At 46.9% G+C, this 25,643-nt stretch carries 38 protein-coding genes; 6 read left to right on the top strand and 32 right to left on the bottom strand.

Going from position 1 to position 25,643, the window contains the following annotated elements; all coding sequences use genetic code 11:
- Positions 1-14: 14 nt before the first annotated feature.
- Genes AAA952_RS10540 through AAA952_RS10515 form a run of 6 tightly spaced genes read right to left on the bottom strand, consistent with a single transcriptional unit; the run spans position 15 to position 4,426 of the window.
- Positions 15-1,247 carry an SUMF1/EgtB/PvdO family nonheme iron enzyme gene (locus tag AAA952_RS10540; RefSeq protein WP_338256818.1) on the bottom strand — a complete coding sequence of 411 codons (1,233 nt, stop codon included), beginning with the start codon at positions 1,245-1,247 and terminating at the stop codon, positions 15-17.
- Between the two features lie 2 nt (positions 1,248-1,249).
- Positions 1,250-1,780: a hypothetical protein gene (locus tag AAA952_RS10535; protein WP_310187346.1), complete on the bottom strand. Its 531-nt coding sequence runs from the start codon at positions 1,778-1,780 to the stop codon at positions 1,250-1,252.
- Positions 1,780-2,532, bottom strand: coding sequence for a phage tail protein I (locus AAA952_RS10530; RefSeq protein ID WP_338256812.1), 753 nt, complete (start codon positions 2,530-2,532; stop codon positions 1,780-1,782). Before AAA952_RS10530 ends, AAA952_RS10535 begins: the two co-directional genes overlap by 1 nt.
- Positions 2,525-3,454, bottom strand: a complete 930-nt coding sequence (locus AAA952_RS10525; RefSeq protein WP_338256810.1) for a baseplate assembly protein — start codon at positions 3,452-3,454, stop codon at positions 2,525-2,527. The genes AAA952_RS10530 and AAA952_RS10525 overlap by 8 nt, the downstream gene beginning before the upstream one ends.
- Positions 3,447-3,803 (bottom strand): GPW/gp25 family protein, encoded by a 357-nt coding sequence (locus AAA952_RS10520; RefSeq protein ID WP_338256808.1) that lies wholly within the window; start codon positions 3,801-3,803, stop codon positions 3,447-3,449. Before AAA952_RS10520 ends, AAA952_RS10525 begins: the two co-directional genes overlap by 8 nt.
- Positions 3,800-4,426, bottom strand: coding sequence for a phage baseplate assembly protein V (locus AAA952_RS10515; protein WP_338256806.1), 627 nt, complete (start codon positions 4,424-4,426; stop codon positions 3,800-3,802). The genes AAA952_RS10520 and AAA952_RS10515 overlap by 4 nt, the downstream gene beginning before the upstream one ends.
- A 338-nt stretch (positions 4,427-4,764) precedes the next feature.
- Between AAA952_RS10515 and AAA952_RS10510 the strand changes: the two genes are divergently transcribed.
- Together AAA952_RS10510 and AAA952_RS10505 are read left to right on the top strand one after the other, a co-directional pair.
- Positions 4,765-6,120, top strand: coding sequence for an AAA family ATPase (locus AAA952_RS10510; RefSeq protein ID WP_338256803.1), 1,356 nt, complete (start codon positions 4,765-4,767; stop codon positions 6,118-6,120).
- On the top strand, positions 6,104-6,934 hold the full coding sequence (locus tag AAA952_RS10505) for a hypothetical protein (protein ID WP_338256801.1): 831 nt from the start codon (positions 6,104-6,106) through the stop codon (positions 6,932-6,934). Before AAA952_RS10510 ends, AAA952_RS10505 begins: the two co-directional genes overlap by 17 nt.
- Positions 6,935-7,147: 213 nt before the next feature.
- Here the strand turns inward: AAA952_RS10505 and AAA952_RS10500 are convergent, their stop codons facing one another.
- From AAA952_RS10500 to AAA952_RS10445, 12 genes are all read right to left on the bottom strand, one after another.
- Positions 7,148-7,612 carry a phage virion morphogenesis protein gene (locus tag AAA952_RS10500; RefSeq protein WP_338256798.1) on the bottom strand — a complete coding sequence of 155 codons (465 nt, stop codon included), beginning with the start codon at positions 7,610-7,612 and terminating at the stop codon, positions 7,148-7,150.
- On the bottom strand, positions 7,594-8,067 hold the full coding sequence (locus AAA952_RS10495) for a phage tail protein (RefSeq protein ID WP_338256796.1): 474 nt from the start codon (positions 8,065-8,067) through the stop codon (positions 7,594-7,596). The genes AAA952_RS10500 and AAA952_RS10495 overlap by 19 nt, the downstream gene beginning before the upstream one ends.
- Complete coding sequence (gene lysC / locus AAA952_RS10490) at positions 8,060-8,323, bottom strand: Rz1-like lysis system protein LysC (protein ID WP_338256792.1); 264 nt, start codon at positions 8,321-8,323, stop codon at positions 8,060-8,062. The genes AAA952_RS10495 and lysC overlap by 8 nt, the downstream gene beginning before the upstream one ends.
- Positions 8,223-8,663, bottom strand: a complete 441-nt coding sequence (gene lysB, locus AAA952_RS10485; protein WP_338256790.1) for an Rz-like lysis system protein LysB — start codon at positions 8,661-8,663, stop codon at positions 8,223-8,225. The genes lysC and lysB overlap by 101 nt, the downstream gene beginning before the upstream one ends.
- On the bottom strand, positions 8,647-9,468 hold the full coding sequence (locus AAA952_RS10480; protein WP_338256788.1) for an N-acetylmuramidase family protein: 822 nt from the start codon (positions 9,466-9,468) through the stop codon (positions 8,647-8,649). Before AAA952_RS10480 ends, lysB begins: the two co-directional genes overlap by 17 nt.
- Before the next feature lie 5 nt (positions 9,469-9,473).
- The gene (locus AAA952_RS10475; protein WP_338256787.1) at positions 9,474-9,797 is read right to left on the bottom strand and encodes a phage holin family protein; all 324 of its coding nucleotides are present in this window, start codon (positions 9,795-9,797) and stop codon (positions 9,474-9,476) included.
- Positions 9,794-10,171 (bottom strand): putative holin, encoded by a 378-nt coding sequence (locus tag AAA952_RS10470; RefSeq protein WP_012197334.1) that lies wholly within the window; start codon positions 10,169-10,171, stop codon positions 9,794-9,796. Before AAA952_RS10470 ends, AAA952_RS10475 begins: the two co-directional genes overlap by 4 nt.
- 2 nt (positions 10,172-10,173) lie before the next feature.
- Positions 10,174-10,392 carry a tail protein X gene (locus AAA952_RS10465; RefSeq protein WP_113941700.1) on the bottom strand — a complete coding sequence of 73 codons (219 nt, stop codon included), beginning with the start codon at positions 10,390-10,392 and terminating at the stop codon, positions 10,174-10,176.
- Entirely contained in the window at positions 10,392-10,853 is a 462-nt protein-coding gene (locus tag AAA952_RS10460; protein WP_113941701.1) for a head completion/stabilization protein, read from the bottom strand. The genes AAA952_RS10465 and AAA952_RS10460 overlap by 1 nt, the downstream gene beginning before the upstream one ends.
- Before the next feature lie 101 nt (positions 10,854-10,954).
- Complete coding sequence (gene gpM, locus AAA952_RS10455; RefSeq protein ID WP_338256775.1) at positions 10,955-11,659, bottom strand: phage terminase small subunit; 705 nt, start codon at positions 11,657-11,659, stop codon at positions 10,955-10,957.
- Between the two features lie 2 nt (positions 11,660-11,661).
- Complete coding sequence (locus AAA952_RS10450) at positions 11,662-12,666, bottom strand: phage major capsid protein, P2 family (protein ID WP_014358041.1); 1,005 nt, start codon at positions 12,664-12,666, stop codon at positions 11,662-11,664.
- Positions 12,667-12,675: 9 nt separating this feature from the next.
- On the bottom strand, positions 12,676-13,485 hold the full coding sequence (locus AAA952_RS10445; RefSeq protein ID WP_338256771.1) for a GPO family capsid scaffolding protein: 810 nt from the start codon (positions 13,483-13,485) through the stop codon (positions 12,676-12,678).
- Between the two features lie 152 nt (positions 13,486-13,637).
- Here AAA952_RS10445 and AAA952_RS10440 point away from each other — a divergent pair, with 152 nt between their 5' ends.
- Together AAA952_RS10440 and AAA952_RS10435 are read left to right on the top strand one after the other, a co-directional pair.
- Positions 13,638-15,407 carry a terminase ATPase subunit family protein gene (locus AAA952_RS10440; protein ID WP_445190375.1) on the top strand — a complete coding sequence of 590 codons (1,770 nt, stop codon included), beginning with the start codon at positions 13,638-13,640 and terminating at the stop codon, positions 15,405-15,407.
- Positions 15,407-16,453 carry a phage portal protein gene (locus AAA952_RS10435; protein WP_338256769.1) on the top strand — a complete coding sequence of 349 codons (1,047 nt, stop codon included), beginning with the start codon at positions 15,407-15,409 and terminating at the stop codon, positions 16,451-16,453. Before AAA952_RS10440 ends, AAA952_RS10435 begins: the two co-directional genes overlap by 1 nt.
- Before the next feature lie 345 nt (positions 16,454-16,798).
- Here the strand turns inward: AAA952_RS10435 and AAA952_RS10430 are convergent, their stop codons facing one another.
- From AAA952_RS10430 to AAA952_RS10375, 12 genes are all read right to left on the bottom strand, one after another.
- Entirely contained in the window at positions 16,799-17,176 is a 378-nt protein-coding gene (locus AAA952_RS10430) for an Ltp family lipoprotein (RefSeq protein WP_338256767.1), read from the bottom strand.
- Positions 17,177-17,233: 57 nt separating this feature from the next.
- The gene (locus AAA952_RS10425; RefSeq protein WP_338256762.1) at positions 17,234-17,599 is read right to left on the bottom strand and encodes a PapB/FocB family fimbrial expression transcriptional regulator; all 366 of its coding nucleotides are present in this window, start codon (positions 17,597-17,599) and stop codon (positions 17,234-17,236) included.
- Positions 17,596-17,787, bottom strand: coding sequence for a hypothetical protein (locus AAA952_RS10420; RefSeq protein ID WP_338256760.1), 192 nt, complete (start codon positions 17,785-17,787; stop codon positions 17,596-17,598). Before AAA952_RS10420 ends, AAA952_RS10425 begins: the two co-directional genes overlap by 4 nt.
- A gap of 54 nt (positions 17,788-17,841) precedes the next feature.
- Positions 17,842-20,106, bottom strand: coding sequence for a replication endonuclease (locus tag AAA952_RS10415; protein WP_338256758.1), 2,265 nt, complete (start codon positions 20,104-20,106; stop codon positions 17,842-17,844).
- A complete protein-coding gene (locus AAA952_RS10410) occupies positions 20,103-20,417 on the bottom strand; it encodes a hypothetical protein (protein ID WP_338256756.1) in 315 nt (104 codons plus the stop codon). The genes AAA952_RS10415 and AAA952_RS10410 overlap by 4 nt, the downstream gene beginning before the upstream one ends.
- A gap of 62 nt (positions 20,418-20,479) precedes the next feature.
- Positions 20,480-20,707: a hypothetical protein gene (locus tag AAA952_RS10405; protein ID WP_338256754.1), complete on the bottom strand. Its 228-nt coding sequence runs from the start codon at positions 20,705-20,707 to the stop codon at positions 20,480-20,482.
- Positions 20,704-20,973 carry a hypothetical protein gene (locus AAA952_RS10400; RefSeq protein WP_012197347.1) on the bottom strand — a complete coding sequence of 90 codons (270 nt, stop codon included), beginning with the start codon at positions 20,971-20,973 and terminating at the stop codon, positions 20,704-20,706. Before AAA952_RS10400 ends, AAA952_RS10405 begins: the two co-directional genes overlap by 4 nt.
- 2 nt (positions 20,974-20,975) lie before the next feature.
- Positions 20,976-21,215 carry a hypothetical protein gene (locus tag AAA952_RS10395; protein WP_338256748.1) on the bottom strand — a complete coding sequence of 80 codons (240 nt, stop codon included), beginning with the start codon at positions 21,213-21,215 and terminating at the stop codon, positions 20,976-20,978.
- Positions 21,216-21,229: 14 nt separating this feature from the next.
- Positions 21,230-21,586 carry a hypothetical protein gene (locus AAA952_RS10390; RefSeq protein WP_338256746.1) on the bottom strand — a complete coding sequence of 119 codons (357 nt, stop codon included), beginning with the start codon at positions 21,584-21,586 and terminating at the stop codon, positions 21,230-21,232.
- A gap of 37 nt (positions 21,587-21,623) precedes the next feature.
- A complete protein-coding gene (locus tag AAA952_RS10385) occupies positions 21,624-21,821 on the bottom strand; it encodes a hypothetical protein (protein ID WP_259515472.1) in 198 nt (65 codons plus the stop codon).
- A gap of 37 nt (positions 21,822-21,858) precedes the next feature.
- Positions 21,859-22,122: a pyocin activator PrtN family protein gene (locus AAA952_RS10380; RefSeq protein ID WP_113939957.1), complete on the bottom strand. Its 264-nt coding sequence runs from the start codon at positions 22,120-22,122 to the stop codon at positions 21,859-21,861.
- Positions 22,119-22,355: a transcriptional regulator gene (locus AAA952_RS10375; protein ID WP_259590742.1), complete on the bottom strand. Its 237-nt coding sequence runs from the start codon at positions 22,353-22,355 to the stop codon at positions 22,119-22,121. The genes AAA952_RS10380 and AAA952_RS10375 overlap by 4 nt, the downstream gene beginning before the upstream one ends.
- Positions 22,356-22,510: 155 nt before the next feature.
- On the opposite strand from AAA952_RS10375, the gene AAA952_RS10370 reads away from it, so the two are divergent.
- Together AAA952_RS10370 and AAA952_RS10365 are read left to right on the top strand one after the other, a co-directional pair.
- Positions 22,511-23,125, top strand: a complete 615-nt coding sequence (locus AAA952_RS10370) for a LexA family protein (RefSeq protein ID WP_259590743.1) — start codon at positions 22,511-22,513, stop codon at positions 23,123-23,125.
- A 42-nt stretch (positions 23,126-23,167) separates the two neighbouring features.
- On the top strand, positions 23,168-23,377 hold the full coding sequence (locus tag AAA952_RS10365; RefSeq protein ID WP_037459281.1) for a hypothetical protein: 210 nt from the start codon (positions 23,168-23,170) through the stop codon (positions 23,375-23,377).
- Positions 23,378-23,636: 259 nt separating this feature from the next.
- Here the strand turns inward: AAA952_RS10365 and AAA952_RS10360 are convergent, their stop codons facing one another.
- On the bottom strand, positions 23,637-24,596 hold the full coding sequence (locus AAA952_RS10360; protein ID WP_338256733.1) for a hypothetical protein: 960 nt from the start codon (positions 24,594-24,596) through the stop codon (positions 23,637-23,639).
- Positions 24,597-24,660: 64 nt separating this feature from the next.
- Positions 24,661-25,635: a hypothetical protein gene (locus AAA952_RS10355; RefSeq protein WP_338256731.1), complete on the bottom strand. Its 975-nt coding sequence runs from the start codon at positions 25,633-25,635 to the stop codon at positions 24,661-24,663.
- Between the last annotated feature and the right edge of the window lie 8 nt (positions 25,636-25,643).

Raw genomic sequence — 25,643 nt, 5'->3', positions numbered from 1 at the left:
AAATTTAGACTGCACTACACAAAGAAAGCTGGACGGAAACCGATGCTGCTGTGCGCAATCGAGCGCGGACTGTTCAAGTCGATCGCACCCAGTCCTGCGCTCGTGCCGTCGCCCCGACTGCCACCGCGGACAGGGAATCGGTCGCCATAGTTTCTCGCGCCAATGTAACCACCGACCGTAGCCGTAGTGGCCGACTCAATTAACAGCTTGCGCAATAGCTCGTTAGGCACATAGCCCGCCGCTTTGGTAATGGCCGCAAAGTGCGATGCGGTTAGGTATGGGTAATCGTTTGAATCATCATTCATCGGACCGTTGCGCTCAGTCACTGCATTGCTGAGGATGGGCGCGCCAGCGCTGCCCGTGCCGGTTTGGTTCTCAGTAGGTGAATCAAAATAAGCAGCGTGTTTGTGCCAGTTTGCTTCAGCCACTGCAGGGTTATTGTCCAAAGTGGTAATAATCTGACCATCGTCCAGCTTCATTTGATCTAACCATTCCCATACGTTGCCCACTAAATCACACACGCCAAAATGGGTATGGTCATGATTCCAAGTGGCGGGTCCTTTACCTGTGTCTGTCCTACCCGTACCGCTCACGTCTCCTGGAGCGCCATTATCAAAGCGCCGCGCGGTTTCCCATTTCTTCTCGTGAGAGCGACCGTAGTTTGTATTACCACGCGGTACTGTTCCGTTAGCGAGAGACCACAGCGCAATTGCAGCCCATTCGTGAACAGACATCATGTGCCAATTTGCACCTTTGCGCGTGCACAGCTCTTTAGCTGCATCGTAATTAACTGCGCTAAGTGGCTGCATGCCACCAATGACTGCGCAGCCATTATTGGCTGATGACGCTAAATACTTACCAACTAATATTTCGCCACGAGGTACACCGTTGGTTTGGAATGCAGGATGAACGCCGGTGCCAAGATTTAAGTCAACCAGCCCTAGGTCTTCAATATTGAAACGTGGGATAACACACATAATATTAGGGTTGCCCTGAGCGTCATACACCACGGTATTGCGGCCACCCGAATTGTGTTCAATGGCTTTTTTGTAGCCGTCGGTGGCGATAATGGTCAGCCCAGCCGCTTTTTGGTCATAGGTTGATTCGACCTTAGCAATGGAGTCGTTGGTTTTATTATCGATAGCCGCCATCTTGCCAGCGACTTCTTGCGATAACGCCTGTGATGCGGCAGTTTGTGTTGCGGACGCGACTTTTAGCCCCGCAATTTCTTCAGCAATCGAGCTCATAATTATCCCTCTAGTTGTCTAATGCGCTCACTGAGTTGCATGTTCCAGTGAGCATTTTTAATCACTGCCGCCGCATTGTGTAAAAATGCCGTACAGCCCGCGATAAACTCTTTGTCTAAAATCAGGTTAAGGTTTTCAGCGCCCACCACCACTGTGATGCTGTCGGTTGGCAGCACCTCAATATTTAACGTAAACCACTGCACGACTTTTACAGCGGGGGTTCGGTAGCCCAGCGTCTTGTTCGGTGCGCTGTATACGCCAAGCAAAGTCGTGCCAATGTAAAACCCTATCTCTTTGATGGCGTATTCAAGCTCGCCATCAAACACACCCGCCATCCGCAGACTCTTACCGCCATCTTGATAATCAGAAATGGCAATGCGTTCTTTTTCGGCGCTCAAGCTGGTCTGGGTTTTAGAGGGCGTATAGGCGTTTGAGCCAAACGCCATGTGAGTTATTTCGGCTTTGAGCCCTTTGTCTTTTGCTGATAAACAAGCGGCAAGGCCAGCCTCGGTAAATTGCAGTGTGAGTGCCATTACACAACTCCCGTTAATTCGTGTTCAGAGATGATTAGTTGATGCGACACCGCCGCAAGCCTATGGGTAAATAACAATTCGTCAGGTAGTACAGGAGATAACAGGTAATCGGTATCGATGCAGTCGATACGATGCTCAATGCCAAATACGCCGGCTAAGGCGATACCATCATCAGGGCGAACGCCATTAGAATCGGCATCGATATCAGATATACCAATGCTAGGGCTAATACCCGCGGCAACGGTAAGCGACTCTTCGAATGAGATACCAAGCTCAACATCAAAATGGATCGAGCCACGCTTTGAGGCGCGAATAGCCTCTGTCACCATGGCGAGCATTTTAGCCGTGATTAATCCTTCATTTTCTTCAGTGATATTGTCGTTAACTAACGCGAGCACTTTCATCGTGCCGCGCACATTGCTGCCGGCACTTTCCCACCACTCGAGGATATTGGTTTTAATACCTAGGCTGTTAAGTGCTCGCTGCACCGCGTAGGGAGTGCCTTTAAAGCGATGGATACCAAAAGCATCGTTAACCACCTGACGCTTGACACTTTCAGGCCAACTGTCCGCCCACTGGTCAACTGAGTAAGCCCATGCCAGCCATGGCAGTAAAGATAATGGGCAGCGGAACGGGTCCCACAGGTCAGCAATAGACAGGGGCAAATCCAGCGAGCCGGCGATCACTTGCTCAATATCGCGCTCAAGTTTTGAAGCGTTTGGTGGCAGTAATGATGAAACCCGATTATTCACCCACGCCCCCTATTGAGACGTTAATGCTGGTGCAATACGCTGCCTGATGGTCAAGCACAGTCACATCTACTGCTGGGCTAATCAGATTGACGTTATTGACGCCACTTTGGTGCAGCGCTTTAAATATTCCTGAACGGGTAATATCAGCCCCCAAACGGCGCTGTTCTTTTTGGTAGAGTACTAACGCTTGATTAGCAGCAGCTAACACCACTTGAGAATCAGGACCAGGCAGTATCTGCAATTGGGCCTCTACGTTATAGCTAATGATTTCTGCCGATTGGATGGTGACTCTATCGCCCTGTGGCCGTACTTTTGACGGGGTATTTGATTGAGATAAGCCATCGGCACTGATACCAAAGACGTCACGCACCTTGATAAGCAGCTCATTACTGACTGTGCCATTACCCTCGATAGACAGAATGGTGACCACCATTTCACAGGGTTCAGGACTCACGGCTTTGGCATCAGCCACGCGGCCATCGGCGCCCAGCGCAAAAAAGATATAACCGTCGATACTGCCCGCCGTATTTAAGCCATCAAACGCCATTTGCACGCGGCGCTTAAAGGATTGTTCATCCTCTAAAATTTCGGGGATTGGCGGCACTGCAGTTGGATTGCCCGCTTGGATAACTAATGGCGCGAGGTCATAACGTGAGCCAAGTGCAATCAAATTATTACCCGTTGATGAGGCTAAAATATTACCGCGAGTGGCATCATTAATTTGCGCAACCAAGTGCATTTCACGATAAGCAAATACCTGCAGTAATTTGGTAACAGGGTCGGATTCTAGCGCCACCACAGCTTCATAGCTGGGGTCGATATCAATCAGTAATTGCTTGAGCGCAGCAAAGCGCTGCTCAAAGCTCAGCGGCTGGATAATGTCAGGCACAGGAACTTTAGATAAGTCGATTAGCTCAGCCATAGGTGGCCTCGAATAATTGGGCGCGTTGAGTGTCGATGCGGTCGGTCACTAAGTTGAATTGCACTTTGCCGTCGCTGCCGTCACTGATAATTTCAATCTCAGTAATGCGAATACGCGGCTCCCAACGGGTTAGCGCGATAACGGCCGCCGCCATAATCTGCAACTTTACCGCTGCACTTTGGGGTTGGTCGATAAGTTCAAAAATGGCGCTACCATAGTCACGACGCATCACCCGCGAACCTAATGGCGTGGTTAATATATCCTGGATACTTTGGCTAATATGCTGCGACTCACTAATGCTTTGGCCGGTAAAGCGATTCATACCTTGCCAGTTTTCATTGGTGCTCATTGCGGGCCTCCCGACGTGCCGGGGCCAGTATCGACACCACCATGTTTATGGGTACCAAAATTAATGCCGTCGATATTTGCGCCACCAGTAATCGCCATACCGCCGTTGTTGGTCAGCTTGCCTGAATGATCAATTGCCCCAGTAACCTTAGCGCCCTGTTCTACAGTGAGCTTTTTCTTAACCAACACATTGCCCGTAAACTCAGAGTTTTGGCAGTCGATAGTCACTCGCTCGCTCGCCTGTACGTTGGCAGTTTTAATACCGGTCACCCTAAGCGCGCTAGTAGCTGGGTCGTACTCAACAACTGCGCCGTCTAGGTATACGGTCCGATCGCGATTGTCGTTATCGTCTGGCTCTGGGTTTTCATCGCTATAAAGGGCGGGAAGTATGTAGGCGTTGGTAAGGTCGCCACTAAGCGATAGCAGCATCACTTGCTCGCCTACTGTAGGGCGCCAACTGGTTTTTGCAGTGCCGGCGCGACGAGTAAAAAAGGGGCGAAACTGGGTAAGTAACTCACCGGTTTTTACGCGGCACGAATCACCCTTTACTTCGGCAACGGTGCCAATGCGTAAAAGGTTATCGATACGGCGAGTGAGTTCAGCGATAGCTGCGGCAGTGTTCATGCGGCTATGGTTGCCAGTTGTATGGCTAGCCGCTAGCAATTTGGGTGGTATATGGGAAGTTATAGCGCAAGATATAAATTTAAAATAATTTCTGCCCCATTGCGAGTTTTAGCTCGACTGGCCTAAGCTTCTTAGCTCACTTATGTTGGCCAAATTTCAGTAATATTAACCTCTAGCAGAGTTATAGGCGCCGATTTATACATGCATCAACACAAAACAGTATCAGGAGATTGAGCAGCAGTAAATCGCCATGGAGGTATCAATTTTATTTATAAAGTTAGACTAAACCCACTTTGTTTTGCTAATGTGCAATCAATTGATTTATATGGATAACAATAATGAATATTCAAAACTTGAAGATTCACAATTTCAGAAGTATCTCAAAGCTCGACTTGAACTTGAGTACTGAAAACAGAGTTGTGTGTTTTGTTGGTGAGAATGGTAGTGCAAAGACGTCGATTTTGGGTCTTATTGCAGAGGCGATTGTATCTAAGACAAGGCTAAAGTTTCCCGACTTTGATCCACTCAGTGGCAAAAGATATCGAATGCTGGATGACTCTGAAATAAATCCGGACAGCAAATTTTATTCGGTAGAGCTAAACTATTCAAACTTTGAAAATCAGTCTTACCACTTTAAAAAGCTTGTAGGGCGGCAGGAAAACATTCCTGTAACTGAATATCAGGATGTAATTCAAGGGATAACCTTAACAAATGGTTTTTTTTCAGAATACTCGAATTTATCTAACTTAAAGGCTAGTGAGGATTATCTTGTATCAAATATATTTCTTATTAGGCCGAGCACAAGATACGAGAAAGATAGCTTTGAAGTTTTTGAAGCTGTTACCAAAATACCTGCGTTTTCTGTCGGTGAGCAATATAATTACATAATGCCATTCCCACTTACAGTATCACATACCGGGGAGAATATTCAGTCAATCATTCTTGATATGATTTTCGATGGATTTACTGGTTATAAAGATGCGGAAATTGCCTACTCAAATATTACTCGCATATTGAAAGCGATTACAGGTAAGGAATTCGGTCAACTACAAGTCGCATACTCACCTTATAGACAGATAATATCTTCGATTATTGGACCAATAAGATCTTTCTCTCAAGGTGAGCTAGATCTACTTGTTACAGTGGCTTCAATTATTTCTAGGCAACTATTTCATTTTAAACAATACACCCCGTCCCAAAAAAATAACTTAGGATTTAATAAATTTTTCGATATACCCGGTATTGTTTTGATTGATGAGATAGATCTGCATCTTCACCCAAGAGCCCAAGAAATTTACATAAAAATACTTACAAAATTTTTTCCTAATATTCAATTTATTATTACCACTCATAGCCCTTTCGTAATCAGAGGGCTTCCAAAGCATTCAAAAGTTGTCAACTTACCATCAGGCAGAGTGTTTGACGAGAACTTCGAAGCAATGGATATAGATAGCATTACTAATATCATTTTTGGCTACGATGGTGGTTTTTCTGAGGCAGTAAAAGAGAAGCTAAGTCAGTTTAAGAATGCGCTAGTGTTAGAAGACCCGGATGTTCAGTTGTTGCAGAAGTTGTACAGTGAGTTATCTTCATCAGACTCAGCAAAAGAGGAGTTGTTGTTGTATCTCGCTTCATATGCTGATGAGGCGTTAATTAATACAGTGAAGGGAAAGACAAATGCGGAAAGTAGATAGAGCCTCAGTTCCTTTTCCAAATAGACTATTACCGCAAAATCTGACAGCAAAAAATTTATCCCACTTAGAAAGCTATAAAAAAATTAGCGGTAGCATCTACGGTCATCAAGACGTCAAAAATAACTTGCAAATGCTGTATTTTGATAAGTGCTATATCTGTGAAGGCGATATCAGTTCTGGTGATTATGACGTAGAGCACTATCTTCCTAAAAGGCATTTTCCGCAGCTAGGTTACACTTGGGAAAATCTTCACAAAGCGTGTACTGGCTGCAATTTGGCAAAAGAGAATAACAGCTTTTTCGTTACTGATGACGACGGTAAAGTAACTGATATCAAACTGCTAGATCCATCAAGTGTGGTATATAATATCGCTGAATATATCTGTTTCAATATCGATTCAAAGGCAGAAAGGGTAATTATTGGTAAAAATCCAATCGCGATTACGAAGGCTATAAATACGATTCATTACTTAAATGGTAACTACCAATCTGATTATGGAAAAGAGCTTTGCTACTTACGAAGTAATAAGAGCTCTGGGTTTCTTCGTTTTTGTAACGAGAGTCTCGTTGAACATCGAAATCGGCTAAGAGAAATTAAAGTTACTATCGATACTTATCAACCTCCAGAAGACCCCGTTCTGCTGGAGATAGATCAAAATATCTGTCAAAGACTTATAAATGCAGATAATGAGTACTTATCAGATAAAGCGCCTTTTAGTACTTCTACTAGAGTACAACTATTTCCAACGTTAAAGATTACATATGATCAATTGGTTAGGATAAAAAATCATATGAAGCAAATTCTCGGTATGTAAACTTGAAGGGGCCATTAGCTCATTTTGTTGTCTTCCCTAAACCACCGTCTCTGACGGTGGTGATTATTTCTAAAGGCTGACTAACAAAAGCCAAAACTACCAAGTATCTGTGGTTTAAAGATACTTTTTCTAATCTGATATAAAAAAACTGAGAGCAACTGCACTAACAAGCTATGTCCAAAAGCTTTTTGAGATATTAGTTGGTGGATAGATTTAATGCATCATTGCTAAATGCCTAACGATAGCCTCTTCTATCATGTTCTGCTCATCAAGGGTGAACCCCAACAACTCACGCTGCGGATATTGAGCCGATATCCGCTCGTTTATCCGTCCTCTAAGTCCGTATTGATGCTCTGTTGCTACGCGGGAAATAAACCCCGTAAACCCAACACTGGCTGCAGATGCTGAATACTCAGGCTTAAAGTATTTTTGCCTGATTATTTTCTGGAACATCAGTTTTCGTTTAATAGCTCCAAGCCTTTTCGCCCATGTAGGCTGGGGCTTTCTAGCCTCAAACGCTGCGCCATCGGGCGCTTTGTTTTGTTTAATCCGCTGTGCCTGGGTGGCGCGCAGTCGTCTTGCAATATCTCGGCTTAGTTGCTTGCGCGCTGCAGGGGATAATTGCTGTATTAGCCCATCAAACAGTTCATTTAATCGGGTTAAATCGTCGGAGGCCATGGCACTTCAATTCCATTGGTGTAAAGCGTCCAATCAATCGCTTCGTCATTGAAAACGGGCTCAGGTAAGTGTGTCACTTCAAGCTGCATCCCCTCACCCGCAACAACTTTTACTCGCTCTGTTAATGCCAGCACAATTTCGATGTCAGCAGTGTTGTGATTAATAATTTCGGCTTTGAATTTAAAGCCAGTCTCGCGCTTGTCCGGATTCAATAGCAGCTCGGGCTGCTGCGTGACCAGCCAGCCTAAAATCGGCACGATAAGCGTATCAGCATGGGCGGCGTAGTCCGTCACGATTAATACGCAGTTGAATTGATACTCAAAACTCAGGTTTTGCCCCGCACCGGTGGCGATGATGTTGCCGTTCTCAATGAAGACGTGCAGGCAATCAGGGTTTTGTTGCAAGTGGGGAACGTGGCTAGATAACAGCTCACGCAGCTGCGCCGGCTTATTCATGGCGTTTCCCTTCTTTCTGACTTAAGTCTTTAGCTTGCTGCTTAGCTTTCTGCTTATTCTGGCACTCGATAATCATATCGATTTGCGCGGCGCAGTCATGCCATGCCGTTTCGCAGGTATCGAGCTCACTGCTGATCCCTTGATTGCTGATGGGATTACTCGCCGGCAACTGGCAAGGGATCACGAGTGGACAACCAACGACGGTACTCTGCACTGCCATTAATGGCGGGGCGCTGGTGCAGCCGGCGAATAGCATCAGGCAACTGAGCATCAGCCCAGGCTTTAACATCGTTAAGTTCACGTTTTAGCTCCTCGATTTTGTTTTTTCGGTATTGGCTAGTGCTGCTCACGCTGGCAAGCTGTGTTCGCAGCTCTGCCTGCGCTTGCTGGTTTTCGGCTGATAGCTGCTTTAAGTCAAAATAGGACTGTGATGTTTGCGTTAGCGATTGCAACATTGCGCCCTGCGTCTGTTGCAACAGACTAAGTCGCTCTTGTTGCTGATAGATAACACCCGCCATAGTGAGCGCGATCCCGATGGCGGCGACAATTAAATAGCCCGCAAAAGGCTGAATAAACCGGCTAAGCAGCGACAACATTATCGGCGCCCTGCTGCTGACTCGCGGCCGTAAACTGCTGATACGCTCGCGCTAATTTAATGTCGTAGTCATTTTCTTTATAGGCGGGGCCGTTGTATCGCTTGGCAAACTCAGCCCACTTACGCGCTTTAAGTGCCTTATGCAACACAGGATCCGCCTCGATAAATTTAACTAAGGCATTGAGCTGTTCCCCCTCTGAAATATCCATGGCTTGCTTGAAGGCCTGCGGCGACGAATAGCCCAAGGCTTGCCAATGAAAGCCCATAATCTGAAACATGCCCCAGCTGCAGGCGCAAATCGCAGCCTCTGGATTAAGCTGGTACGCGACAGCAAACCGCTGATATTCACCACTGCCGCCGGTGTAACCGCCACGGGCTGGGTTGCAAATATTCGGATATTTCGCTGCTAGCTCTGCCGCTGCGGCGCCTTGTTCTAATAGCTCGCGATAAAATACGTGTCGCTCAAATAAAATCGTGGGCCTACCACAGGCGAAAAAGCCAAAACCGTTGGATTCTACTTCTGCCACGCTGGCCATGGCGGCAAATGAGACGCTCAGCACCATTGCAGCGTCAGCTAATTGTGAGTGCTGAATAAACTTATTACGGCTTTCACCGGCGAGTAACGCCAACGTTCTTACCCCTGCGTAGCCGGTGCGCGGTAAGTCTTGCTTGTCTTGGAATTGATCGATGGCCTTTTGGGTTGCATCACCAAACCAACCATCCACGACTAATGATGCGCCAGCGGCATTAAGCCGTTGTTGTAAATCACGCACTGCCGTGCCATTGCTGCCTTTTTTTAGGGTCATCTCGATTACCTATGTTTGGTTTTGAATGTTTGTGGGCGGGGAATGCGCACTAGCCTACTGCCTGCTTTGTTCGTATTGAGTTGCAGCAGATGCGCAACATTACCCCGCACTTGGAAAATGGCGATGCAGAGCGTGGCTTTTAAAAAAATCTCAGCATAACTTGGCACGGTGGCGACGCCATACACAGTGAGAATGACCTCAATGCCTGCGGCAACGGTGATGAGATAGGCGCAGATGCTGATGAAGATTCGATGCCGCCCTGTTCGAACAAACAACGCCAGGCGCAACACAATCAAACTGCAAATAATGGCATTGATGATCAGCATCATTTCCCCCTAAGCCCGCGTAGGGCATTGAGCCAACTTTCTGGGTTATTGGTGAGTTTCATAAAATACTGCAGCATGCGCACAACACAGGCGGATGAAATGAGTGCCGCCATGCCCACATTGACCTGCAAGGCATCTGGCAGTAATGCGCTCAAAGCATTGGCGGCCCAGTTGGCGCACAGTACACCGCCCAAAAATGACACAATAAACAGTCCGATACGCTGATAATTCCCCGCTGCGTCATTCGAAATAATGAACAACACGGCACCGGTAAACGCGCCGATCATGACTGCAGGCTCAGCCCCTGGCACTAGTGTCAGCACGCTGGCGGTGACGACTGCAGATGTCGCTGATGTCGCTGAAATTGGCTCGCTCATCATTAATCCCATAGTTGAATAAAGTTTGGCTGTGTCGGCGCGGCCACCTGCACAGGAAGAAGTACTCGCGTACCGTTTGGCAATATCGGGCCGATGGCGGCAAGCTGCGGGTTAGCGTCTAGCACTTGCTCAGTGATCCCAGCCGTTGCCCCAAGGTATCGATAACAAATCTTATCGACGGTATCGCCCTCGATGCTGCGCACTGCCTGCAAGCTACTCATTAAATGAGTTCCACCGTGACATGGCTTTCGCCTAAGATGTCGCGAATAGCAAAGCGTGCATCACGGCGAAGATCATCAACGCTATCGCCGAGCACTTCACCCGCCTTTAGCCCCTTGGCCGTGCTATCAAAATCGCTATAACGCTCAATAAGATTGGCTTTGGTGAGGCAGTAAACAGCGCGTAAATACAATTGCAAATAGATGCTCTGGCCATTGATTTGCTCGGCTGGCACCTGTTCTAAATCGTCAAAGCCCAAGATTTGCTGCCCGATACGCCAATCCTTGAGATCACTGTTTGTCTGCAGTGCTGCATTGATGACTGCGTGCTCAAGTCGTGCGTTTGTCACTGTGCCATCAAGGCGCATGGCATCGCGCAATGTCGCTAAATGAAAATCAGGCCAAAACGGGCTGTTGGTAATCGTGCTTGGTGCTGCGCTAGTGGCTGGGGCGATAAAACTCATGTTTACCTGCTTGCGGCTAGGTTGTGCGGTGGGCTGGCTTAAGTAGTGAAATTGGATAACGCTACTTGGCCAGCGCCGCACGGGTTGCGAGGGTCGCTCGGTTAACCTGCACTGCCTTGTGTTTCTGAGGGCTCAGTGCTTTCGGTTGTTTGTCTGTCGGCGTTCTTAAGATCACGAGTGACTTTCTCGATAAACTTCTTCACACCCACTTTATCGTTTAGGGCCAATGCTTGTTGATAGGCGTCGAGCGCAGCGGTTAACTCGCCTTCAGCTTCAAATGCTTGCCCCATTTGACGTAACAGCTTAGCGCGCGCTTCGTCGTACATGTCGCACTCGGCCGTAAGCTCAAGCACAGCTTTTAATTGCTCACTTTTTACTGGGGTTTCAGTTTCAATCACGCGCGCGGCGGTTTCGGCAATTTCTTCGGCAATAGTGCAAGCCAGATTGCGCTCAAAGCGGTCTGGCATCACCAGATCATGTTTAAGCGCGTATGCGGCCAGCTCTATCGCGCGGTCGATGTTGCCAACGTCAATATGCCACAGCAGCACAGTGACGAATACTTCATCCTGCACGCCACTGTCGCCCTTAATGGTGCCATCGATATAGGCATCATATTCAGGTAAGAACTGCGACTTTGCCTGCAGCTTACGTGCGAGCGCCTGCACCGTTTTTAAGATGCGGCGATGCTCGGTAAGCTGCATGAGCATGAGCTCGTAAGTGTTTTCGGAGCGAGCGCTTAAGGGGGAATCCGTTCCCCGCGCTGCCGCTAACACGCCATGAAAGCGTTTATGGGCGGGTGATGTCATGGCTATGCTCCCATCTCAATGTTTTCGGCAAACGCTGTGCAGCCATAATCTTCAACCACATAGGCATCGTTTGATGATTCGTAGTTTTCAATTTGGTCACGTTTAGGGTTGTCAATCACACTGCGACGGCGAGCGCCTTCTTGCCAATACAGGCTTAAGTTATCCAGGCGCGTGACCAGCAAGGCGTTAGCAGGGAAATGCGGCACACGCACGGCACCTAATCCGCCAATGCGTTTTTGGCTGATGATCATGTCAGCGGCCATGGTTTCAGTGGGAACGTTGTCTTTGTTGATAATCGGGAAGTACTTATCAGCCAGCAGCTTACGTCCACAAATTACAACCAGCTCAGTATCGTCTTGGTGCCATGGGTCAATCATGTTGTTAACCATGTCGAATACCAAAGCATCGAGGTTGGCGTAATCGGTGCCGATAACAATTTTACCAGAGCCTTCAACCACTTCTGCCATATGACGCTGCGGTGCATGCTGGCGAATTTTTTTCAGCCAGCCGATGTTTACATCTTGCAGCAATGGGTTATTTGCGCGGTTAGAGGTAGCTGCACGGCTGGTACCATTAAAGCCAATCATGATGCGGTCGAGTGCTTGCTGTTTCAGAATGGCATCACGAATGCGCGCCTGAAAATCAGGGAACTTGGCCCACATATCAATTTTGGCGTAGCGAAGCGCCGTATCGAAGTTGGTTTGGGTACAGTCATAACCCAGCGCATCTAAATCGGTTGGGTCAATGGCTTGGCGATCGCTTTGGGTCGTGTCTGTCGTGCCGGCAATCGTACCGCTAACGCCAAGGCCTAACTTTTCGCCTGACTTTTCGGTGACAGGTACCACGTTAATCATCGTCAAGAACTGCGAGCTTTCTTGCATTCGCGTTTCTAACGTCTGCTGGATTGTTGGTTCAACAGTAAATTTGGCGGTTGCTGTTTCTACGCCATTGAGCGTGGCGACTTGGCCTAGGTAACCGTTAAAAAGTGTACGGGTGGTATTGCGCATGGTTGCTCCTTAGCAATCGGTTTTCATGTTGGTGTCGCCACCGGTTGCGGGTGAACGTCGTTGGCCTTGTGGCTCTTCTTTTTCGAGCTGAGTCTTGAGTGCATTGAATTGCGTGCTGAGCTCATTAAAATCCGTCTGCAACTTGTTGAAGTCGTTAACGGATTTCTCAAGCTTGTTGGTGAACTCATCACCCGCGGCGGTTACTGTTTTGGCGATTTCTTCAACAGCCTGATGCACATCGGCAAAGTCGGTTTTGGCTTCTGCCTTGTTTTTACCGAGCAGCGCTTTAACCTTGGCAAATAGCCCGGGCTCGTCGCTGACCTCTTCAAATTCAAAATCCACTTCCACTGCAGAGGTAAATAGGTTTTCGGGGCGTTGCTTACGCGAGTTAAGCGGGTTGTCTTTGCAGGTTGCGGAGAACGCCAGCATTTCAGTGCCAAGTGATGCGGGGGAATCGGTGACTGCCAAACCTGAGAGATAGCATTTGCCTGTTTTGGCAAAGTCGGGATCAATCTCAACACTGGTATACACTTTCTGCTTTTTCTGGTTCATGGCGATCAGTTCGTCTGTTGGCTCGATTTGCGCGAACAGAGTTAATTTGCCATCGACTTCTTCAGCTTTTACCGCGGTCACATCGCCATAGGCTTTAAATGCGCTGTCGGGAGTAATACCGCGAATATGCTCAAGCCAAATACGGGCGCCATACTTTGCCGTGTTATAGGTTTCTACAATATCGGTGATCCACTGACGCTCAACGACTCGGCCGTCGGTCGTATGTCCTTCAGTAAATACACGGAAAAATTTCGATTTCTTAGCCATTTTGTCGCCCTTTGGGGTTGAATTAGGTCTGTTAACTGCTGCCTGTATGGTCAAGAGCAAGGCGATGATGGGCAAGGGCTTCGGGCGGTATAAGGAAACCGATACCGCTTAAACAGCAGGGTTTTCGGTATTGGGCTATTTACACTGGCGCCATGAAACTGAATCCCCCAATTTCTACAGATAAGAATCAACGCCAATCTGCCAAAAACCTTTTTTGGCAAGGCTGGGCTGTCCGCGAGATTAGCCAGCATTTACAACTGCCCGAAAGTACCGTGTCGAGTTGGAAAAAACGCGATGCCTGGGAAGATGCAAAACCCATTGACAGAGTGGACTCTGCGCTTGAAATGCGCATGCTGCAGCTCATCAACAAAGAGGATAAAGACGGCAAGGATTTTAAGGAGATAGACCTACTCGGTCGGCAGCTGGAGCGAATTGCCCGCATCACTCGCTATCACAATGGCGGCAATGAGGCAGACCTCAATCCAAACGTACAAAACCGCAATGCAGGACCTAAAAAGCCGCCGGTGAAGAACCATGTTAGCGAAGAGGATTTGGAAAAGCTGATTGAGGCGTTCCAAGGCTCGATGTTTGCCTATCAAAAGGAATGGTACACAGCAGGACTCACTCAGCGTATACGCAACATCTTAAAGTCTCGCCAAATTGGCGCGACGTACTTTTTTGCCCATGAAGCCATTATTGATGCGCTAGTAACGGGCCGTAACCAAATCTTTTTATCGGCCAGTAAAGCGCAGGCCCATGTGTTTAAGCAGTACATCATTCAGTTCGTGAAGGATGTCACCGGTATTGAACTCAAGGGCGACCCTATTGTGCTTTTCAACGGTGCCATTCTGTACTTTTTGGGCACCAATGCCAGAACAGCCCAGTCTTATCACGGCAACCTGTATTTGGATGAGTACTTCTGGATCCACAAGTTCCAAGAGTTCCGCAAGGTCGCCTCAGGTATGGCTATCCATGCCAAATGGCGCCAAACCTACATATCTACCCCGTCATCGATTACCCACGACGCCTACCCGTTTTGGACTGGCGCGTTGTTTAACCGTGGCCGACCTAAGGCCGATCGCATGGAGATTGATGTGAGTCATCGCGCCCTAGCGAACGGCCGCAGGTGTGAAGACGGCCAGTGGCGGCAAGTGGTTACGGTCGATGATGCTATCCGCAAAGGTTGCAACTTATTCGACCCCGATACCCTGCACTTAGAGTACAGCCCTGACGAATATTCAAACCTGCTAATGTGCGAATTCATCGACGACACTATGTCGGTGTTCCCTATGGTGATGATGCAGCGCTGCATGGTTGACTCATGGGAAGTGTGGACAGACTACAAGCCCTTTGCGCCAAGACCGCTGGCGCACCGTGAAGTGTGGATTGGTTACGACCCTAACAAAGGCGGCAAAGGTGATAGCGCAGGTTGCATTGTGATCTGCCCTCCTGCTGTGCCAGGCGGTAAGTTCCGCGTCATTGAAAAACACCGTTGGAACGGGATGGACTTTGAGGCACAGGCCAAAGCAATTCAGGATATCTGCAATAAATACAATGTGACTTTTATCGGAATCGATACCACAGGCCTTGGTGAGGCGGTGTATCAACTGGTGAAGAAGTTTTTCCCTCAAGTCACGCCATTCCTCTACAACCCTGTGCTGAAAAGTCAGATGGTGATCAAGGCTTATGACGTGATCAGTAAAGGCCGCTTGGAATATGACGCAGGCTGGACCGACCTAGCCCAGGCATTTATGAGCATTCGTAAAACCCTGACAGCCAACGGCAAACAAGTTACCTATGAATCCGCTCGCAGCGAAGAAATTAGCCACGCAGATATCGCGTGGGCGGCAATGCATGCGCTTTACAATGAGCCACTGGATACCAGCGGCACCAGTACATCGACGTTGGAGATTTACGACTAATGGCAAAATATAGAAAGGCTCGAACCATGGCAGCCAAACCGCAAGAGCAGCAAGGGCCGCAAGAGCAACGAATTGAGACCTTTACCTTTGGCGACCCCATGCCAGTACTGAGCCAACGGGAGATCTTCGACTATCTTGAGGCCATGTCTAACGGTAAATACTACGAGCCGCCGCTTTCATTGACTGGCCTTAGCCGCATTTATCGTGCTTCTGTGCATCATGCAAGCGCGATTCAGGTAAAGCGCAATATTCTAAAAAGTTGTTTTATTCCACACCCTAAGCTTAGCCTGTACGAGTTCAGCGCCATTGTTCTCGATTATCTGGTTTTTAATAATGCTTATGTGCAGGTCATTAAGAATCGCCTTGGCGGTGCATTGAAGTATCAAGCCTCGCCGGCTAAATACACGCGGGTAGGTGTTAAACCTAATCAATTTTGGTGGGTGCCTAACTTTCACGAAGAGATGGAGTTTTCTGAATCATCAATTTTTCACGTAAAGGATCCAGACTTAAACCAAGAGGTTTATGGCATTCCCGACTATGTCGCCAGCATGAACTCGTCATTGCTGAATGAGAGTGCGACACTGTTTAGGCGTCGGTACTACGAGAACGGCAGTCACGCTGGATTTATCATGTACCTTACCGACTCAACAGTGAACGAGAAAGATGTTAGTAAATTGCGTGAATCGCTTAGAAACAGCAAAGGCCCTGGCAACTTCCGCAATCTATTTCTGCATGCACCAGGTGGCAATAAGGATGGGATCAAATTAATCCCAGTGGCAGAAGTTGCAGCGAATGATGAGTTTTTGAGTATTAAGAACGTCAGCCGTGACGACCAGCTGGCATCGCACCGCGTACCGCCTCAACTCATGGGGATTGTGCCCAACAACACCGGCGGCTTTGGTGATGCCGGCAAGGCAGCACAGGTATTTGATGCTAACGAGCTGGATTGCATTCGCCAATCACTACTGGCCATCAACGAATGGGCCGGCGAAGAGATAGTCCGCTTCAAGCCTTACCAACTGGCAGTCGCAACCGAAACCAAGTAACGATCGGAACCCCATTCCCATCAACCGCCCTCGGGCGGTTTTTTATTGCCTGCAGTTTACCCCCACTTTCAACCCAGCGCGCGCCGTCAGACCCACGCCACGCCTGCGCGCTTTATCGGGTGAAAAAAACGCAATAGCGCGATCCCCTAAAACCTCGCCAGCGCTGGCGGCTTTCAGTAATGTAACCCAGTTACCAAAAACGCAAAAAAACGCATTAGCGATCATTTAGCGATCCCGCGATCAATTAAAAAGTTAGATATGTTTCTGTATGAGTAAAGCTTGGTGCAATAAGCCACTAAGGATCGGCGTTCCAGCTCCTTAGCGGCCTTTATCACGCTTTGCTGTTTAGCAAGCACCTGCTTGTTCTGCGCCGTAAGTTGCCTGACTTTCGGTGTACTTATCTCCAGCATCAGATGAAAGCTGTTCAATGAGACCTTTGCAGGAGAAACCTTGCATATTAAGGTATTGCTTCGCAGATTTTACTGCATTTTTATTCCAATCAACGTTCAGGCTATCAACCGCTATCGTTGCATCAGAAACACTATAACCTTCACCATACTCTGACGAGAGTTGATCAATCAGTCCGTCACGTGAAAAACCTTGCATGCTGAGGTATGACTTTGCAGACCTTACGGCATTTTTTTGAGGCCCAGTTAGGCTATCGGCTAATACAGGCGCGGCAGCAAAAAAAGCAGCAATTATTGTTATTTTAAAAACATCCATACTCATTTCTCCATGTGTAAGTATAAAAAGCTTTCACTCAATTTTTACACTACTTATTTAGTGTGATTTTAGCAATTCATCATTTGACGGATTTCTATGACCGTCTGTCAATAGCGGCTGATATCCGCCAGCTTGCTTTGCTTCAATGATTCGCTGTCGCAGCTCGTTAAAGTTCTGCTCACCTTTGCTTTTTTGTAACGCCGCATACTGCATGGCCAAGTCTGCTTTTTTGTTTAGCAACATTAATGCCTGGCTAAAATGCTGCTGGGTAACATGAAAGCGGGCATACGCACGCTTAGCTGGTAGACCTTCAACTAAGTGAGCGCGCAGCGCATTTTTTTTATCTTCGCTACTGATGCCCGTTAGCTTAAGCAATACCTCAAACTGCTCATCGCTTTCACAACCTTGAATCAGAGTTTTCATACGCTTGCCCGCATGATGTCGATAGCCAATTCAGCACAAACGATGCTGTTAACAAGGTGAAGTTCTGCTAGGCGTGGCAAGAAAATAAAGCATGGCCCTCTGTAACCATTTGCCCGGTGCTTAGCGGTGACATATGCCAAAATGGTGTTGTGGTCTTCTTGGGTTAAATCTTCTAGGGTAAGTTTCATGGTTTATCTCTCCGTTCTACTAGCTAGTGTTGGGCGTATTAAAGTTAAGTTCGTCTATACCGTTTTCCCCCACGACTGCATTTCTGAGACAAGCTCATCAAGCGGAAGATCCCTAATTTCATGATATCGATACGGTTCGTTACGCAGCTGGCCATCATCAACCCACCACTCACCGCCATCAGCATCCATCACCCTGCAACCATCGAACAATAACCGTTCAATGTTGGCAGGGTCAGTAATACCCACCTGCGCAAGGTGCCTGATAATTCGGCTATCAACCTCCTCCAAAACAGGGTCTGTACAGTTATTCCTACAAGTCCAAGGAGAGCCAAAAGGCAACGGCAACAGCGCCATGCTCCACTTCGGCATGGCGTCTTTGAGTTCTTTTCTTGAAAACCGGCTTTCAGCATTCATGGCACGATTAACGGTGAATAAGTCTTTGCGGCGCTGCTTTAAAATCTTGTATGCCTCCAGTTCATCATCATTGGCCTTGCGCAGTTTCCAGCGCTCGCCACGGGTGATAATTAAGCGCTTTTCGCCAAAGGCAATGCCGCTAATACCTTGCACCCGCTTAGTCACCTCACCGTATTCATTGCCTTGCGGCGTGACTTCATAATTGAGTGATAGCTGGGCGTTTTTCATCGCATATTCAAAAGCTTTCCAGTCCGAGTTACATGCAGCGGCCTTAGCGGCCTCAATCTCTGGCGATTGTGGCCCGACTTTTAGCCGACGTAGCTCACGCCAAACCTGCACTGATGATGTGCCGTAAAATTGAAACTGGCGGATCCGATGGCGGTTTGCCCAAGCTGTGGCGCGTGGCGCAACCTCATTAACAGGCTTGCCCGTCTCAAGGTCTAACTCGCCTTGCATGTGCTCGCCCATGATGTTTTTTGAAAGGTACTTAATGATGTAACCCACAGCGCAACCCTTTTGCTTATCAATCGCTTCGATTAATAAGCGGTGCTCTTTTGCGCCTGGCTCGTCGCCGTCAACTTCATAGGCGTATTTTTTGATAATGGCTTTTACTGCCAGCTCATGCTCAGGCTTGACCATACACAGCATGTGCCAGTGTGGGGTTGAGTCCTTATGCGGCTCAGTGACGCGGCAGCCAGTAAAGGGAATATTGCGGTAACTTAATGCAGCGCGGATTTTAGCAAACACGTTTACCAGATATTGTTGGGCGGTTTTGGCGTTGTTCAAATCCCATTTGTGGGATTTCATGTGAAACTTACTTGGGCAAGTAAGCGTGACCATAAAGCCAATTTTGCCCGACTCTTCAGCCATTTCATCTAAGCCACGAGCACGCACAATTAACTCAACTAAGCGGTTAGAAGGGTTCGCATTACCGGCCATCGCCGCTTCAATCAGCGGCAATATCACCCCCGCTTCGTTTTCAATCATTGTGCTTTCAAGCCATTGCATCGCAGTACGTTGCTGCGAGGTCCACTCGCTAAAGCACTCGTCACTCACAAAAGGCGTGTGTTGATTAACTAAGCCGACAACAATACATAAATGCTCACAGCATTGGTCACGCAACTTTAGCAACTGCCTGCCCCACCACTTTGCACAAGTCATGCGCAATATGGCGCACTCGGCAGCATCTTCGATATGATCACGTTTTACTGCGTTCCAGTAGGGCGGAATAACACCCCATGTTTGGCATATTTTGGCGGCAGCGTCATAGGCATCAAAATAAGCAGCATCCTTGTCTGCACTAGCAGCAATCTCTTTAACCTGCTGCATACAAGTATCCGCAATGATTGCTGAAGCCTTTTTTAGTTCAGTTGACTTGCGATGGCGTAATAGTCTAAAAGCGCTGAAGGGCGAAGCTTTAGCTAATAATCTGCTTTCAATCTCATCCTTATCAACAACATCATCTTGCTCAACTGGCTCTGGTTGCTTAACAAACTTCATGCCCGATATTTTATGAAATGGGTACTTATGCCAAACCACTATTAACTTTTGAATGGTTTCGCGTAAATACGCCGAGCCAGCAGCAATGCCGCCACTATTAACACGTTGCTGATAGGTATTTTGTACTTTATTGCGCACATGGAATGACAGCGGCGCAAGCATTTCAAAGCCTTTTACCGCGGTAAAACGCTCTGCTGGCTTATCGAAAATAGGCTGATACAAACGAGCGGTATCAATCTTTTCCCGCACGCTAGCAACCTCATCCTCCCACAAGTCCACCGGTGCGGCAGGCAAGCGCTCAGCTGCAACAGCAAATGCTGCCAGTACGTCATCAGCAAGCGGCGTTGGCAAATGCTGCAAACGCCGCTTAAAAGGAAGTGGATTAGAAGTGGTGCGCGCGCTCATTGAGGGTTACAGCTCTCACTCGTTGTCTTACTGAAGTTGCGATGTGAAGTAACGGTTGAAACGTGACCAGCTACCAAAAAAACCTCGAACGGATCCTTAATCGTGCGGGCTATTTTTTTAGCCAGCAACACTTCACCACAGCCAAGCGACTGCCAGTAAAGGCAATCAAGCGCGCCAAATACCTCTGCAAGTTTGATTAAGCTCAGATCGTTTGGGTCCTCGTGATGCTGCCTAAACAGAGTAAGCAGGTCTTCCCGACGGGAACGAAAGTGCCTGAGTAAATGCGCAAACAAATGGGACTTTTTAGCCATGACTCAGCCACCATTTTTAGAGTGAGTGGGACGACTAAATTCAGTGACGGATTGGTGATCATTCATAGCTCACCGCCCTGTAATTCTTCTAGGCTAATGCCCAGTTCTTTGGCTAACGCCATATCTTCAATACGACGAGTCCGCGCGCGTTCTGCACGTTTTGCATCGCTCACCTTGCAGCGGCTGGCATAAGGCAAACCATCACTGCGCAAACCTGCTGGGTGGCGACCATTAAAAACAGGGCGCGGTGCTGAGCCGAGTTCGGCGAGTATTTGGCAATGCTGGCTCATGCGTGCACTCCCTGCGGTAATGGCCGTTTGAACAGCACTAAATCCCACATCGATTGTTTAGAAACAGACTTACCGTTAATGGCTACGACCTTGACCTTGCGATTAGGCAAAGGCGTCACCACGCACTGATATTTTTTTGAAGATCGAATGTTCGATAACTTGCCCGACGCACTCGTGGCCGAAATTCCCAACTCGGCGGCTAACGTACCGGCGCTGTAAAACTTGCCAGTAGCTAACATTCGTTCTGCTGCGGCTAACGTACACATGCTTAATCCTCCCCTTCGTTTTCCTGCGCTTCTTTAATGCAGCTTGGGCAGGCAACAGAACAGCTTTCATCGCTGGTTTCGTAGCAATGCCAGCCCTGTGATGCTGCCATTGCTGCTGCATCACCAACGCTGGCATCAATTTCACTCGCTGCTAGATGGAGTTGTTTTTCACACATGAAACAGGTGATCACATAAAGCGAGACAACTCTGATTTCTGATAAATCGACATTGGCTAATTTCATACATCCCCCCATTTTTAGTGTTCAGGCTCAGCCATCATTTCTTCATGTAGCCGCTCAAGCTCATCACCCAGCTCGCTACACGCGTGGTACAAAATGGAATCGTTCAGCACCAATAACGCAACGCGCTCAAGCCCTTGGGCCATACCGCGATAACGTGCAGCGCTGATAGGGTTTGCTTCCGCGAGCGCATCACCATGGCGGGTATGCACATCCACCATTAGCCGGCGCATGCTGCTGTGGTAATGATTGTTAAGATCAAAATTAAATTGGTTCATAAAGGCATTAGCCTCCTGCGCTGTGGTCAGCGCCGACAAAATTAGGGCGGGTGCTTGAATTAAAGGGGAAGTTACTGCTATGCTTCTTGCCATCATTTGGTGTGTCCTCATTAAGTGATATCGGCCATAACTGTTAGCGCAGTTGTGGCTTTGTTTTTTCTGCTACTCTGGTTTTTCGTTTACCAACTCCATTCCCAAAATACTTGCTGCGTAGATACGCAATCGCGCGGCGGCTCTTCTCCAACTTTGCTTCACTAAACTCTGCAAAAGCCGGTACTTGTACCCAATCTGGTACTTCAATCGTGGTGCCTTTTATTTGCCGATAACTCATAAATCCTCCTGCGTTGCCGTGCCTATAAGCTGTTGTATTAGCGCTTGGCTTGCTGAATCGTGTCCCAGTCTTTACGCGATAACGCATACTGGCTGTCCATGTACGCCGCCAAATCCTGCACATTCACCAGCGAGGGTGAGCGCTCAGAGTCGCGCAACTTAAAGGTCGGGAACGGCAAATCTTGCGCCTTTGCCTTTTGCTCTGCGGTTTTAGGGGTTAAGCCTAAAAACTCGTCGCTAATATCCTTAAGCGCTACCACTGGTGACTCAAACCGCGCCAGTAATGCAAAAGCCATGTTCATTGCTGCATTCCTTCCTTGCTGCCCTTGACTAGGTTTTTCTCATGGTCGGCAAGCAACTGCTCAACCGTGACTTCGTTATTCGTTAACTCAGAGATTTGTTTGATGTACTTGGCTGGGGCTTGGCCATATTTATTCATCCAATCCCAAACCGATGCTTGTTTTACACCACCCAACAGTTTCCCTGTCTTTGTTTGGCCGCCGATGACAGCTACAGCTTTAGTTATGTAATTCATCTAAATAAACCCTACTTACCTCTTTAAACTGTATTTAATACCGCTTAAACATTATTGTCAATACCAGTTAAAACTGTAAAAATAGTTTTTAACTGTAGACTTTGCTTTCTCTGCTGTTTTAAGATTTTGTTTTTTCAATTAAAAAGGAATCTTTGATGTGTATTGGTGAACGAATAAAAAAAAGAAGAACGAAACTAAACTTAACTCAGGCGGCGCTAGCCGAATTAGTTGGAATGGCTCAACAATCTTTACAGTCTGTAGAGTCTGGGAAAATAGAAAAACCAAGAAAAATCAAAGAACTAGCGGAAGCACTACAAACAACGCCTGAGTACTTACAGTTTGGTGTTGGAGAAATGGATAACGCGACCGTGGTCGCCAGTGCGGGCAACTATTTACCACTGATAAGCATGGTACAAGCAGGTGTGTGGACAGATATTCACGAAGTGGCCCCTCTCGATGTTGAGCTTTACCCCTGCCCGATCAAATGCAGCAAACGATCGTTTATTGTGAGGGTTGAAGGCGAGAGCATGCTGCCGAAGTTCGAAGAAGGCGATTTGATTTATGTCGACCCCGACGCACAGGTGGAGAACGGCAGTTACGTAGTGGCGCGCCTGGATGATGAAAACCAAGCCACCTTCAAGCAGCTGATCATCGATGGCAATAAAAAATACCTCAAAGCCCTAAACCCCGACTGGCCGAATAAATTTGTCGAAATCAATGGTAACTGCACCATCGTTGGCAAAGTGGTATTCACAGGCAAAGCGCTGTAATGATTTTTTAAATAGTGAGTAGTAATTAAAAGGAATTAATGGATGAGATGGATATCAGCTTGCTTAATGTTGTGTTTATTTGCCCCCGCCACCTTTGCCAATGAAGATGCCAGTGAACCCAATGTAAAAAAGAGCAAAAATGATATTTGCCACGACAAATCCAGTCGCTCTTATAAACGCACTAAAAACTATACCCCATACGAAACAATCAAAGAGTGCTTAGCCAGCGGTGGGCGCTTGCCTAAAAAGTAAATAACCCTCTCCCCTCGATGTAAAGCTTTACCCTACCCGATCAAATGCAGTAAGCGCTCGTTTATTGTGAGGGTGGAAGGCGAGAGCAAATCGCCCGACTTTAAACCGGGCGATTTGATTGATGTAGATCCCGAGGCACAGGTGGAGAACAGATTAAAATTTCTATGGATTAACGCCCAGCACAGCGGCTGGCAAAGCTGGCACGTAATTACGCAGCAATTTGAGTGATAGGTTTGACAGTCCGTTGCTGCTTGTTAGCTCATTCCGCCATGACTTTTTCCCAGCGATACTGACAATAGCCACACTTTCCTTCATTGTATTGGTCTTCAAGACCTAATCCTTCCCCACACATTTCACAGCTTGTGTATTCCAACTCATATTCACAAGCAACACACTTTCCTTCTTCATGTATAAACGTAGCTTGATCACAACTTAAGCATGTATCGTATGGTGACTCACCACCATTCATCGCATTATAAATTGCTTCACCAGCGAGAGAGTCATCAATACATTGCTCAACTACTTCATCAAAGCTGAAATTATTATCACATGACTTACAATGTAGATTGATTGAAGGATAAGAATCACCAGAATCAGGAGCCTCTATTAGAGAAGAATGACAACTCTCACATCTCAAATATTTTAAAGCATCTTTAACAGAATCATATTTCCAATCTATTGCTTCAATTGTTGATTGACAGGCTTTCTCTTCTGCGGAGTATACATCGCTCACTTCGAGTAAAGTTGACCAAGCATCTTGCCCTAAGGTTTCTTGTGGGTCTAATTCAAGATTTTCAGAGAGAAAATCTCGTATTAATAGGAAGGACTTGGCTACAATTTCCCTAACAGCATCTGGAGACTGAGAAGTATAGTAGTGTTCTAATTCATTTCTTAATTTGTTTATTTCATCGAAGCGAGTCCAATCTACGGTTACTTTTAGACTCTTAAAGCGCTCTTTTATCGACTGAACATCTACTGTTTTATGGCCTTTTCCTTCGAAAGAAATTTCACCGTCTTCATTCTGAACAGGTCGAATATTTTGTTTAATCAAAAGCTCTTTATTGTCTTCAGGAGATAGCTGACACAACTTTTCTTTGTACAAAAGAAGGATTCCAGCAGAAATATTTCTTACTGCTGAGACACTTCTTCTATCATCTGTATCCTGATAGTCTTCAATTCCAACTTGAATCGAGTCTATCGCATTCTTGATTATGCTCACAATCTCTCCTTGGAGCTAACGCCGCCAGTTGCGGCAAGCTTTGCTTGTCCGAAACCTGGCCTTGTTATGCTGTTGTCAGTTGAAGTTCTACTTCTTGTTTTAATGACATAAGATCCCCAACTATCATGTAGGTATATACCACGTAACGATCGGCCTCCATTTTTGTAACAATCTCAGAGTGAGAACCTTTTTGAGCTGCTTTAAAAACTGCATCCAGCCGCTCACCTAGAAACTTCATATGAGAGCCAACGATCTCTTGAAAGCGCTCAGAATTTGAATGCTCTTCGGCATAAGCTACCAATCGATTGATGTATGAGTCTGGTCCAAGCTTAATAACTTTTTCTTTACCATTTACATCTATTTTGGCATCTTCTCTTGCTGGGTATAAGACATCAGCTAACTCTTGCAGGACTCTGCGACAGCTATGAACAGCATTCGACCAATCTTCAGAGTTCTCTGATTCGAGATTATCGTAAATAGCTGAAAACTTTTGTAGTGATGCTGGTACTAGATCAGCAATATTGTTGTCAACTAGCAACCTAATTCGAGAGAAGCTATCTTCTGTGGCGATAGAATATTTCAACTCATAATAAATATCACTGAGATATTTATAGATAAATGCTCTTCGCTGACCAATTAAGTCTGATGAATCACTTATTTTTTGAGATAATTGTATTCTTTCGCCTGCATGTGCGGAGCGTTTTAAGCTCTCTCTATGAGATTCAATTCTACTTTCTAGATTTTCAATTGATTCTAGCTTTGCGTAGTTTTTAACTTCACCATCTTTATTTTTTCTGTAAATGCGACCAGCTTTATCAGCTAGTCGCCATACATCTTTAGATACGCCGCCAGGTTCCGAAGGGAATCCCCCAACTTCATAAAGAAAAATATTTTGCATATCAAAGTCGCCTCTGATTCGAGCTATTCGGCTAGCCTTTAGCGCAATAGAAGTTAAAGTGGCTTCTGATAGCTCTAATTCTCTAAGAGCTTCATCAGCTAATGTTAAGGCTTCTTTAGCAATTTCAGATTTACTTGCCATATATTCCC

Origin of the sequence: Shewanella sp. M-Br, from assembly GCF_036245925.1 — a bacterium.
In the GTDB taxonomy this organism is placed as follows: domain Bacteria; phylum Pseudomonadota; class Gammaproteobacteria; order Enterobacterales; family Shewanellaceae; genus Shewanella; species Shewanella oncorhynchi.
Note: the sequence above shows the minus strand (reverse complement) of the source record. Positions and strands in the feature narration are given on the sequence as shown.